At 72.4% G+C, this 11,718-nt stretch carries 11 protein-coding genes; 5 read left to right on the top strand and 6 right to left on the bottom strand.

The genetic code is table 11. The annotated features are described in order from the left end of the window. Positions 1–90 precede the first annotated feature (90 nt). Together M8C13_RS42850 and M8C13_RS42845 are read left to right on the top strand one after the other, a co-directional pair. Positions 91–861 carry a sugar phosphate isomerase/epimerase gene (locus M8C13_RS42850; RefSeq protein WP_252486581.1) on the top strand — a complete coding sequence of 257 codons (771 nt, stop codon included), beginning with the start codon at positions 91–93 and terminating at the stop codon, positions 859–861. 55 nt (positions 862–916) lie between these two features. Further along, positions 917–3,226, top strand: coding sequence for an FdhF/YdeP family oxidoreductase (locus M8C13_RS42845; RefSeq protein WP_252486580.1), 2,310 nt, complete (start codon positions 917–919; stop codon positions 3,224–3,226). A 4-nt stretch (positions 3,227–3,230) separates the two neighbouring features. On the opposite strand, the gene M8C13_RS42840 is transcribed toward M8C13_RS42845, so the two are convergent. The 4 genes from M8C13_RS42840 to M8C13_RS42825 form a co-directional block, all read right to left on the bottom strand. Beyond that, positions 3,231–3,848 (bottom strand): hypothetical protein, encoded by a 618-nt coding sequence (locus M8C13_RS42840; protein ID WP_252486579.1) that lies wholly within the window; start codon positions 3,846–3,848, stop codon positions 3,231–3,233. Next, the gene (locus M8C13_RS42835; protein ID WP_252486578.1) at positions 3,845–4,138 is read right to left on the bottom strand and encodes a hypothetical protein; all 294 of its coding nucleotides are present in this window, start codon (positions 4,136–4,138) and stop codon (positions 3,845–3,847) included. The genes M8C13_RS42840 and M8C13_RS42835 overlap by 4 nt, the downstream gene beginning before the upstream one ends. A gap of 39 nt (positions 4,139–4,177) precedes the next feature. Continuing rightward, positions 4,178–4,930, bottom strand: a complete 753-nt coding sequence (locus M8C13_RS42830) for a VOC family protein (RefSeq protein ID WP_252486577.1) — start codon at positions 4,928–4,930, stop codon at positions 4,178–4,180. Between the two features lie 137 nt (positions 4,931–5,067). Beyond that, the gene (locus M8C13_RS42825; protein WP_252486576.1) at positions 5,068–6,441 is read right to left on the bottom strand and encodes an OFA family MFS transporter; all 1,374 of its coding nucleotides are present in this window, start codon (positions 6,439–6,441) and stop codon (positions 5,068–5,070) included. A 90-nt stretch (positions 6,442–6,531) separates the two neighbouring features. Between M8C13_RS42825 and fdhD the strand changes: the two genes are divergently transcribed. The 3 genes from fdhD to M8C13_RS42810 all read left to right on the top strand — a co-directional run bounded on the left by fdhD (position 6,532) and on the right by M8C13_RS42810 (position 9,602). Next, complete coding sequence (fdhD, locus tag M8C13_RS42820; protein ID WP_252486575.1) at positions 6,532–7,362, top strand: formate dehydrogenase accessory sulfurtransferase FdhD; 831 nt, start codon at positions 6,532–6,534, stop codon at positions 7,360–7,362. 15 nt (positions 7,363–7,377) lie between these two features. Further along, on the top strand, positions 7,378–8,556 hold the full coding sequence (locus M8C13_RS42815; RefSeq protein WP_308202920.1) for a CaiB/BaiF CoA-transferase family protein: 1,179 nt from the start codon (positions 7,378–7,380) through the stop codon (positions 8,554–8,556). Positions 8,557–8,684: 128 nt separating this feature from the next. Then, positions 8,685–9,602, top strand: a complete 918-nt coding sequence (locus tag M8C13_RS42810; RefSeq protein ID WP_252486574.1) for an alpha/beta hydrolase family protein — start codon at positions 8,685–8,687, stop codon at positions 9,600–9,602. Here M8C13_RS42810 and M8C13_RS42805 read toward each other — a convergent pair. Both M8C13_RS42805 and M8C13_RS42800 read right to left on the bottom strand, forming a co-directional pair. Further along, positions 9,574–10,362, bottom strand: a complete 789-nt coding sequence (locus M8C13_RS42805; RefSeq protein WP_252486573.1) for a serine protease — start codon at positions 10,360–10,362, stop codon at positions 9,574–9,576. The genes M8C13_RS42810 and M8C13_RS42805 overlap by 29 nt on opposite strands. Further along, entirely contained in the window at positions 10,359–11,714 is a 1,356-nt protein-coding gene (locus M8C13_RS42800) for a S8 family serine peptidase (protein ID WP_252486572.1), read from the bottom strand. The genes M8C13_RS42805 and M8C13_RS42800 overlap by 4 nt, the downstream gene beginning before the upstream one ends. Positions 11,715–11,718 lie beyond the last annotated feature (4 nt).

Below are 11,718 nucleotides of genomic sequence, written 5' to 3'. Positions count from 1 at the left end.
TCGCTGGCGCGCCACGCCTCTTTCGCAGGAAGTTGTCGCCGGTAGGATGTTGCGGAAAGCGCATTCCAACCGTAGCCGCAAGGAGATGCCGTGATTGTTCCTGGGCTGGTCTCGGTAACCTTCCGGCAGCTGGGTGTGCCCGAAGTGGTGCGGCTGGTCGAAGAAGCCGGGTTGTCGGCGATCGAGTGGGGCGGCGACGTCCATGTGCCTGCCGGTGATCTCGCCGCCGCCGAGGCCACCCGCAAGCTGACCGCGCAGGCCGGGCTTGCCGTGGCCGCCTACGGCTCCTACTACCGGGCCGGGCACAGCGATCCGGCCGAGCTGGCGCCGGTGGTGCGCACCGCGGCCGTGCTCGGTGCGCCGCTGATCCGGGTGTGGGCCGGGAAGCTCGGGTCCGCGGAAGCCAGTCCGGATGAGCGGGCGGCGACCGTGCACGCGTTGCGGCGCGCGGCCGAGGCCGCCGGGGAGCTGGGCATCCGGATCGCGGTGGAGTACCACCGGAACACGCTGACCGACACGCTGGCCTCGGCGACCGCGCTGTTCGGCGAGGTGGACCGGGCCGAGGTGGTGCCGTACTGGCAGCCGGCCGGCGGGCAGGACGTGGGCTCCGCGCTGACCGAGGTGCGGGCGCTGCTGCCGGACCTGGTGACCGCGCACGTGTTCAGCTGGGGTCCGGGTGGCGGGCAGGACCGGCTGCCGCTGGCCGATCGGGAAGACCTGTGGCGACCGGTGCTCGCCGAGCTCGCCGCGGACGGGCGGGACCGGTTCGCGCTGGTGGAGTTCGTGCCGGAGGACTCTCCGGCGATCTTCCGGCGGGACGCGGCGGTGCTGCGGGAATGGCTTGCTACTCCGGACGGGTGAAGTGCGGGCTACGCCCGATTGGTGGTTTGCGGCCACCCGAGCGCAGGATGGTGCCATGGCGCGTGAGGCACCCGAACACGATGTCGACGAGACCGAGCTGTCGGTCTCCCGGCCCAAGCAGTGGGCCGCCGGGATCCCCGGGGTCCTGGTCTCGCTGCGGCACGGCATCGAGCAGATGGGCGCGCTGCGCTCGGCCCGCACCCTGCGGCTGCTGAACCAGCGCGAAGGCTACGACTGTCCCGGCTGCGCCTGGCCGGAAGCCCAGGGGCACCGCAAGGTGGCCGAGTTCTGCGAGAACGGCGCCAAGGCGGTGGCCGAGGAGGCGACCAAGCGCACCGTGGGCCGGGAGTTCTTCGCCGCGCACCCGGTCCGCGAGCTGGCTGCCAAGACCGACTACTGGCTGGGCCAGCAGGGCAGGCTGACCGAGCCGATGGTGCTGCGGCCCGGCGGCAGCCACTACGAGCCGATCTCCTGGGACAGCGCCTTCGAGCTGCTGGCCGAACAGCTCCGCGGGCTGCCCTCGCCGGATGACGCGATCTTCTACACCTCCGGCCGCACCAGCAACGAGGCCGCGTTCCTGTGGCAGCTGTTCGCGCGCAGCCTGGGCACGAACAACCTGCCGGACTGCTCCAACATGTGCCACGAGTCCTCCGGCGCGGCGCTGAAGGAGACCATCGGCATCGGCAAGGGCTCGGTCAGCCTGGCCGACCTGGAGTCCGCGGACCTGATCGTGGTGGTGGGGCAGAACCCCGGCACCAACCACCCGCGCATGCTGTCCTCGCTGGAGCAGGCCAAGCAGCGCGGCGCGAAGATCGTCGCGGTGAACCCGCTGCCCGAGGCCGGGCTGATGCGGTTCAAGAACCCGCAGAACGTGCGCGGCCTGATCGGGCGGGGCACCCCGCTGGCCGACCTGTTCCTGCAGATCCGCCTCGGCGGCGACCTGGCGCTGTTCCAGGCCGTCGGGCACCTGCTGCTGCTGGCCGAGCGGGCCGCGCCGGGCACCGTGGTGGACTGGGACTTCGTGCAGCGGCACACGCACGGTTTCGAGGCCTACGCCGAGCACCTGCAGCAGCTGGACTGGTCCGAGGTGGACCGGGCGACCGGCTTGTCCCGCAAGGAGATCGCCCGGTTCAGCCGGATGCTGATGGACTCCGAGCGCACGGTGATCTGCTGGGCGATGGGGCTCACCCAGCACAAGCACTCGGTGCCCACCATCCAGGAAGTCGTGAACGTCCTGCTGACCAGGGGCATGATCGGCAAGCCGGGCGCGGGCGTGTGCCCGGTGCGCGGGCACTCCAACGTGCAAGGCGACCGCACCATGGGCGTGTGGGAGAAGATGCCGGAGGAGTTCCTGGCCGCGCTGGAGCACGAGTTCCACATCACCGTGCCGCGCAGGCACGGCTTCGACACGGTGGAGTCGTTGCGCGCCATGCGGGACGGGCACGCCAGGGTGTTCCTGGCCATGGGCGGCAACTTCGCCGCGGCCACCCCGGACAGCGAGATCAGTGAGGCCGCGCTGCGCAACTGCTCGCTGACCGTGCAGGTCTCCACCAAGCTGAACCGCTCGCACGTGGTGCACGGCCGCACCGCGCTGATCTTCCCGACCCTGGGCCGCACCGACCGCGATCCGCAGGCGGGCAAGGACCAGTTCGTCACGGTCGAGGACTCGATGTCGGTGGTGCACCGCTCCCGAGGGCGGCTCAAGCCCTCCTCGCCCGCGCTGCTCTCCGAGGTGGCGATCATCTGCCGGGCCGCGCGGGCCACCCTCGGCGACGGGCACCCGGTGCCGTGGGCGCAGTTCGAGCGGGACTACGACAAGATCAGGGACCGGATCGCCCGCGTGGTACCGGGTTTCGCCGACTTCAACCGCAGGGTCCGCCAGCCGGACGGCTTTGTGCTGCCGCACCCGCCGAGGGACTCCCGCACCTTCGAGACCAGCACCGGCCGGGCCAACCTGACGGTGAACACCTTCGAGGCCCCCGACCTGCCCGCCGGACGGCTGCTGTTGCAGACCGTGCGCAGCCACGACCAGTACAACACCACCATCTACGGCCTGGACGACCGCTACCGGGGCGTGCAGGACGGCCGCCGGGTGGTGTTCGTGAACCCGGAGGACCTGGCCGAGCTGGAGATCCCGGACGGCACGATCGTGGACCTGATCAGCGAGTGGGCGGAGGACCCGCAGAAGATCAAGGAGCGCAGGGCCGAGCGGTTCCGGGTGATCGCCTACCCGACCGCGCGCGGCTGCGCGGCGGCCTACTTCCCCGAGGCCAACGCCCTGGTGCCACTGGATGCCACGGCGCGGGTGTCCAACACGCCGATGTCCAAGTCGATCGTGGTCCGGCTGGAGCCGCGCCGGGGCTAGCGGGTCAGCGGTGTGTGGCCAGTTCCCTGGCCGCGGCCACCCCGCCGTCCTGGACCCGGCGCAGGCCCTCGGCCACCGCGTCGGCGTCCGCGCGCACCGACTCCAGCAGCGCGGCCGAGTCGGTCAGCGCGTCCGCCACCAGCGCGGTGAAGGCCAGCGCGCCACCGGGATCCAGGTGCAGCACCGGCAGCACCAGGCTCACCCGGTGGCTGAGGTCGACGAAGCGCTGGTGCAGCTCCTCGTGCTCGCGGCGGGCCTGGGCGAAGCGCTCGGCGTGCCCGGACAGCAGCGCGGAGATCGCGGCCAGCACCTCCGCGTCCTCACCGAGCTTGCGGCCCTGGGTGGTGATCACCGCGGCCGCCTCGGCCGCCGCTTCCCCTTGCCAGGGCACGGTTTGCGCGTACTCGGCGAGCAGCTCGGCCCCGGTGTCGCGCAGCTCGGTGGCGGCCGCCCGGTAGGCCGCGGCCAGGTCGGCGAGCCGGGCCGCGTCGCCGGTGAGCGGGCCGAGCCGCCTCATGCCCATCCGGATGGTGTCCTCGATGGTGCCCAGGGTGATCGTCTCGGCCAGGTTGGCCAGCATGGTGGCCCGCTCGGCCAGGTCCTGGCGGTCGCCCCGGCTCACTGCGGGACCTGCCGGAAGCCTTGCGCGTCATCGGCGGTGGCGTACCCGGCCAAGGTGTCCCTGGCCTGGTTGACCAGGGCGTCGATGGCGTTGATCCGGCCGCGCAGGTTGTCGAAGAGGTGTTGCTGGAAGGACAGGTGCGCCGCGCCGGCCTCGGTGGTCGCGAAGGTCGCACCGTCCCTGGTGCCGGAGTCCCAGCTCTTGCGGGTGGCCTCGATGTCCTTGACCGCCAAGGACAACCGCCGGGCCAGCGCGCGCAGTTCCTCGTGGTCGAGGCCGTATCCGTTCATAGCCGGGTCAGGCTATCGGGTTCGGCCTCGGCGTGGGGCTCAATCCGGCAGGTGCAGCACCGCGAACTCCGCGCCCCACGGGTCGGCGAGCACGGCCATCCGCCCGTAGGCGGTGTCGCTGGGCTCCTCTGCCACCGAGCCGCCGAGCTCGGTGGCGCGCGCCGCGGTGGCGTCCACATCGGACGTGCCGAAGTAGACCAGCCAGTGCGGCCGCTCTTCCTCCCGGTGCACCGGCTCGGCACTGGCCACCTGCCGCTCGCCCAGCTGGAACACCGGGCACTCCGGCGCGCCCCGCACCTCGCTGAAGGTGTAGTCGAAAACGTTGGCGTAGAAGGACTTCGCCGTGGCCACATCGGTGGTGCGCAGCTCGTTCCAGACCAGCGCGCCCGGCTCATTGACCAGCCCCGCGCCCCGGTGCTTGTCCGGCTGCCAGAACCCGATCAGCGCGCCGGTGGGGTCCGCGGCCAGCGCCATCGAACCGAAGTCGCCGATCGGCATCGGCTCCACCACCACGGTGCCCCCGGCCGCGCGCACCCGCTCGACGGTCCCGGCCAGGTCCTCGGTGTGCAGGTAGGTGCCCCACATCGGGGGCGCCTCCGGCTGGGCCGGGCCGAGGCCCGCGATCACGTGGCCGTCCAGCAGCGCGTTGGTGTAGTGGGCGAAACGCTCCTCGCCGACCTCGTAGGACCAGCCGAACAGCCCGGTGTAGAACCGCCTGGCCCCGTCCGGATCCGGTGTGGACACATCGACCCAGCTGGGCGTGCCCGTGGTGTACCCGTGCTGTTCCGGCATTCCGATTCCCTTCGCGCGGTGTCCTCAGCCAGTGAACAGCTGAGTCACCTTCCGCACCAGTTCAAAAAGGCCGTAGGCGAACGGCAGCCCGACCCACAGCCAGGCGAAGACCAGGACCGGCCGGTACTTCGGGTTCATCAGACCGCCTCCGCCTTGCTCGCCGCGGCCTCGCCGGCCGGCGGCCGCGGGGGTTCGTGGAACCTCGGGTGCACCGGGCGGACCAGCTCGTTGGCGATGAAGCCGACCACCAGCAGGCCGATCACGATGTAGAGCGAGGTGGTGTAGAGCGCGGGCCCCGACTTGCCCGCCGCTTTCTGCGCGTCCGCGATGGCGTTGATGATCAGCGGCCCGAGCACCCCGGCCAGCGACCAGGCGGTGAGCAGGCGGCCGTGGATGGCGCCGACCTGGTAGGTGCCGAACAGGTCCTTGAGGTAGGCGGGAATGGTGGCGAACCCGCCGCCGTAGAAGGACAAGATGACCATGGCGCACACCACGAACAGCGGCGTGGACACATCACCGGCCAGCGCGATGGTCAGGTAGAGCAAGCCGCCGACGCCCAGGTAGAGGCGGTAGATGTTCTTGCGCCCCACCAGGTCCGAGGTGGAGGACCAGACGAACCGGCCGGCCATGTTGGTCAGCGACAGCAGCGCGACGAACCCGGCCGCCGCGCCCGCGCTGACCGGCAGCGCGGAGTCGGCGAAGAAGTCCCTGATCATCGGCGCGGCCTTCTCCAGGATGCCGATGCCCGCGGTCACGTTGAAGCACAGCACCACCCACAGGCACCAGAACTGCGGGGTGCGGATGGCGTTGTTCGCCGACACCTGGGCGGTGGTGATCATGCGGCCCGCCGCGGTCGCCTTCGGCTGCCAGCCCTTGGGTTTCCAGTCCGGCGCGGGCACCCGGACCAGCAGCACGCCGACGGACATGAACACCGCGTAGACCAGCCCGTGCGTGATGAAGGTCTGCGCGATGCCGGTGACGTCCTTGCCGAAGCCGTCCAGCATGGCCGCCGACCAGGGCGAGGCGATCAGCGCGCCGCCGCCGAAGCCCATGATGGCGATCCCGGTGGCCATGCCCGGCCGGTCCGGGAACCACTTGATCAGGGTGGACACCGGGGAGATGTAGCCGATGCCGAGCCCGATCCCACCGATGCCGCCGTAGCCCAGCACCACCAGCCAGTACTGCCGGGTGGCCACGCCGAGCGCGGCGATCAGGAAGCCGGCGGAGAAGCAGACCGTGGAGACGAACATGGCCCAGCGCGGCCCGTTGCGCTCCACCAGGGTGCCGCCGAAGGCCGCGGACAGGCCGAGCATCACGATGCCGAGCTGGAAGGGCAGCGCGCTCGCGGTGCCGGAGAGCGACAGCGCGCCCTCCAGCGGCGACTTGAACACACTCCACGCGTAGGCCTGCCCGATCGCCAGGTGCACCGACAGCGCGGCGGGCGGGATCAGCCAGCGGCTCCAGCCAGGTGGCGCGACCACCCGGGAGCGGTCCAGGAAACCGAGGGCCACAGCACACCTCCAGGCATATGGTTGAAGTGACAACCTGGTGCGCAACCTAGGCTGTGCGTACCAGGTTGTACAGGGTCGGGAGGTCCTCGGATGGGACGGGTCACGGCACGTCGCCCGGTACTGCGGATCTCACCCAAGGGGGTCGTCCGCAGACCCGACTCGCTCGCGGTGGAGGAGCCGCTGGAGCTGCGGGTCAACGGTCGCGCGCTGGCGGTCACCATGCGCACCCCCGGCCACGATGTCGAGCTGGCACACGGGTTCCTGCTCACCGAGGGCGTGCTCGGCGCGGCTGAGGACGTGCGCACCGCGCGCTACTGCTCGGGCACCGACGACGAGGGCCGCAACACCTACAACGTGCTCGACGTGGCGCTGGCCGAGGGCGTCGCGCCGCCGGAGACCGGGGTGGAGCGCAACTTCTACACCACCTCCTCCTGCGGGGTCTGCGGCAAGGCGGCACTGGACGCGGTCAAGCTCAAGACCCGCTTCTCCCCCGCCGCCGACCCGGCCCGGATCACCCCGGCGGTGCTCAGCGGGCTGCCGGAGGCGTTGCGCGCCGCGCAGCGGGTCTTCGACGCCACCGGTGGCCTGCACGCCGCCGGACTGGCCACAGTGGACGGTGAGCTGCTGGCCGTGCGGGAGGACGTCGGACGGCACAACGCGGTGGACAAGGTGCTCGGCTGGGCGCTGCTGGAGGGCAGGGTCCCGCTGGCCGGGCACGTGCTGGTGGTCTCCGGCCGGGCCTCCTTCGAGCTGGTGCAGAAGGCCGCGATGGCCGGGGTGCCGGTGCTGGCCGCGGTGTCCGCGCCCTCCTCGCTGGCCGCGGAGCTGGCCGCCGAGCAGGGCATCACCCTGGTCGGCTTCCTGCGCGGGCAGTCGATGAACGTCTACTCCGGCACCGAGCGGATCGTGCTGGACGACTGACCCACACTGGGACCCGTGCAGCCACTTGAGGGAACCACCGTGCTCGCCATCGAGCAGGCCGTCGCCGTGCCCTACGCCACCCGCCTGCTGGCCGACCTGGGCGCCAGGGTGATCAAGGTGGAGCGGCCGGACGGCGGTGACTTCGCCCGCGGCTACGACACCGCCTGCGGCACGGTGTCCAGCTACTTCGCCTGGGTCAACCTCGGCAAGGAGTCGATCACCCTCGACCTCAAGCACCCGGACGGCCGGGCCGTGCTGGACCGGCTGATCGAGCGCGCCGACGTGGTGCTGTGCAACCTCTCCCCCGCCGCCGCGGGCCGCCTGGGCCTGACCGCGGACGCCCTGCGCGCCGAGCGGCCCGGCCTGATCGTCGGCGAGCTGTCCGGCTATGGCGAGCAGGGTCCCTACGCCGGGCGCAAGGCCTACGACGCGCTGATCCAGTCCGAGGCCGGGCTGATCGAGCTCACCGGCGAGGGCGAGGTCACCGGCCGGGCCGGGATCTCGGTGGCCGACATCGCCGCCGGGGTCCAGCTGCACGCCGCGGTGCTGGCCGCGCTGCTGCGCAAGGGCCGCACCGGCGAGGGCGCCACGCTGCGGCTGACCCTGCTGGAGGCGCTGGCGGAGTGGATGCACCAGCCGATGCTCTACGCCACCGGCACCGGGACCGTCCCGCCGCGCACCGGCGCGCACCACGCGAGCATCGCGCCGTACGGCCCGTTCCGCTGCGGCGACGGCCAGAGCGTGCACTTGGCGGTGCAGAACGACGGCCAGTGGCGGCGGCTGTGCGCGGTCACCGGGCAGCCGGAGCTGGCCGAGGACCCGCGCTTCACCACGGTGGCCTGCCGGGTGGCCGCCCGGTCCGAGCTGCACGCGGAGCTGCAACCCGCCTTCGACCGCACCAGCGCGGCCGAGCTGCTGGCCGCCCTGGACGCCGCCGACGTGCCTGCCGCCCGCACCCGCACCGTGCTGGACCTCGCCGAGCACCCCCAGCTGGAAGTTCGGCGCCGCTGGGCAGAAGTGCCGGTTCCGGACAACGGCACGGTCCGGATGCTCCGCCCGCCGGTGGACGACTCCGGCTCGGCCTGGACCCCGGGAACGGTCCCTGACCTGGGCGAACACAACGGTCTGGTGCTCGACTGGCTCGGCTATCACCCGGAAGAGATCAACAACCTCCGGCAGACCGGGGTTATATAGTCACATTCCGTGACAGTGTGTCCTGAATCACCCCCGCCTGTGGCGAACCAATCAGTCAAAGATGACGTCTGCCATGTAACACAAACGGAGCAGCCAACGGTTTCTCTCTGTGAGGGGGTGTGCAGGGGATGCACGAACGTCAAGGCAGGGGGCTCGTCTCCCGGCGCACGGTGCTGTGGGGAGCACTGGCCGGGGCTGCCGCGGTCGCCGGAGTCGGCGCCACGCTGAGTCACCAAGATCAGCTGAGCCAGGTCGACCCGAGTGTGCTGCGCACGCTGGGCACCGCCGGTTCGGCGGGCACCACCAAGCCGGGCAGCAACGGCACCGTGCGGGTGGAGCGGGTCTTCTCCCCGCACCGCAACCGCGAGGTCGACCTGGTGACCATCTCGCCGCAGGCCGACCGGACCGGGCTGCCGGTGTGCCTGCTGCTGCACGGCCGCTTCGGCACCGCCCGCAACGCCGCGCCCGCCGCGCTGCCCTCCGCGCTGGCCAGCGCGGTGGCCAGGGGCACGGTGCCGCCGTTCGCCTTCGTCGCGGTCGACGGCGGCGGCAACAACTACTGGCACGCCCAGCCCGGCGACAACCCGATGGCCATGCTGCTGGAGGACCTGCCCCGCTGGCTGGCCGAACGCCGCCTCGGCGGCGACGGCCACCCGTTCGCGGTGGCCGGCATCTCCATGGGCGGCTTCGGCTCGCTGCTCTACACCCGCCGCCGCCAGGAACGCGGCCGCCCGGTGCGCGCGGCCGCGGCCATCTCCCCCGCGCTGATCACCAACTGGGCGGAGATGAACAAGCGCAAGGCGTTCCGGGACAGCGTCGAGTGGGAGTCGATGAACCCGTTGCGGCACATCGACAAGCTCGGCTCGGCCAGGGTCGGCCTGTGGTGCGGCACCGAGGACAGCTTCATCGAGGGCACCCGCCAGTTCATCCGCCAGGCCCGCCCGCTGGTCGGCGCCACCGGACCGGGCCGCCACGACGGCAGCTACTTCGACCGGGTCAGCCCGGACATGATCCGCTTCATCGGCCGCCACCTGCCCCCGGTCTGACCTGCTGCGCCCGCTCGTAGAGCGCCCGCGCCTGGTCGCCGAGGTAGGGGCTGTAGTTGTGCAGCACCTCGTCGCCGCCGAACTGGAAGCCGCCGACCAGGCCGACGACCTCCCCGCGCGCGGTGAGCCACGGCCCGCCGCTGGTGCCGGTCAGGTAGCCGCGGCAGTCGAACCCGCGCTGGGTCCGGCTGAACTCGGCGGTCCAGTTCCGGCAGGTCACCGGCCGCTGCTCGCGCACCGGATAGCCGAGCACCTCGACCACCTGCTCCCGCCGCGAGTCCAGCAGCAGCCGCTGCGCGCCGGTCCGGTCCTCGATGCCCTCGTCGACGACCAGCACGGCCACGTCGTGGTCCGGATCGGCCCGCTCCCGCCACTGCGGGCTGACCACCACCTCGCGCACCGGCCAGGTGCCGTAGGGCCGCTGGCCGTCCTGGTAGCCGGGCACGAAGGCCACGTGCGCACGCGGCGGCCCGGTCTCGTTCTCGAACATGCAGTGCGCGGCGGTGAGCAACAGGTTGCGGTGCCGGCTGGCGATCACCGTCGCGGTGCAGAAGTGCGGCCCGGCGCCGTTGTCCATAAACAGCGCGCCGACCGTGGGCCGCCCGGCATCGGCCACCGCGGTCGGCGGCTTGGGCGGCCGGGGCGGATGGCCGTGGTCGCCACCCGCCGTGCCCACGCTGGCAGGCACCACAAGCAACGCCAGCACCGCCCCGACCAGCGGCCACCGCACCAGCCCGCCCGAACCGCCCCGCCGCGTCATCCCGCGCGCACCGCCTTCGCCGCGTCAACCAGCCCGTGCCCGTAGAAACTCGTCCGCCCCTGCCCATCCATCGTGCACCGCGCGTCCCCTTCCGGACAGGCCATCGGCTGCACCCCGGTCCGCAGCAACAGCTCCGTCAGCCCCCTGGGCCCCACCTGGCCGTACCTGCTGGCCAGCAGCGCCAGCACCCCGGCCACCTTGGGCGCGGCCGCCGAGGTGCCGCCGAAGGACCCGTAACCGCCCTCCGGCGTGGTGGACAGCGGCATCGCCGGCCCCTCACCGGCCGGGGGCACCTGGGCCCGGTCGCCGCCGGGCGCGGTCACCCGCACCACCCCCGCGCCCCAGTCGCTGTAGCCGGACAGCTTGCGCTGGTAGCCGACCGCGGACACGGTGACCACCTCGGGCAGCTGGTTGGGCAGCATCCGGCAGTTCTTGTCGATGGTGTTGCCCGGCGGGCGCAGCGGATCGGTCTTGGGGTCGGTCAGGTCCGCCGCGAAGTTGCCAGCCGAGGCCACGTGCAGCACCCCGCTCCGGGTGGCGTGCCGCACCGCCCTGGTGATCGCCTCGATGGCCACCTTCTCCCCCGCCCGGTCCGAGCACAGGAAGGCCCACGGCCCACTGGACCAGCTGCCGTTGGTCAGGGTGAACCGGTGCCTGGCCGCCCACATGAACCCGCACACCACGCCCTCCGGGTCCATGTACCCGTCCGGCCGCATCAGCTGCACCGAGGCGATCCGCACCCCCGGCGCCACCCCGGTGATGCCCTTGCCGTCCGCCGCCGAGGCGATCACCCCGGCCACCCCGGTGCCGTGCCCGTGCTTGGGCCCCCAGGCCGCCGGGTCGGTGTCCGGTCTGCCGGTCTCGCAGCCCGCGGACAGCGCCGGATCGAGCGCGTGCGCCAGCTCCGGGTGCCTGCCGTCCACCCCGGTGTCCAGCACGCCGACCACCACGTCCCGGCGGCCGGTGGTCACGGTGTGCGCCAGCTCGGTGCGCAGCATCCGCATGTCCCACTGCTCGCCGGTGCGGTCCGGTTCCTCGGCCGCGGCCAGCGCGGTCGCGGCGGCGACCGGGCCGCGGGCCTTGGCCGCGCTGAACGCCCGGTCCACCCCGATCCGCCCGTCGAACCCGGCGTCCGCACTGGCCACGGCCACGCCGATCTCCGGGTAGTACTGCACGGGCGTGCCGCAATGCTTGGTCAGCTGCCGCTCGACGCTGCCCTGCGGCGTGTGCGGGGCGAACAGCACGGTGTAGGTGAAGTCCGGGGGCGCGCAGTCCGCGGGCGCGGCCAGGGCCGGGGTCCCCGGCACGAGCAGCGCCAGCGCGGTCAGGACGGGCAGAGGGCGAAGGATCACCCGA

The organism is Crossiella sp. SN42 (genome assembly GCF_023897065.1).
Lineage (GTDB): Bacteria > Actinomycetota > Actinomycetes > Mycobacteriales > Pseudonocardiaceae > Crossiella.
Note: the sequence above shows the minus strand (reverse complement) of the source record. Positions and strands in the feature narration are given on the sequence as shown.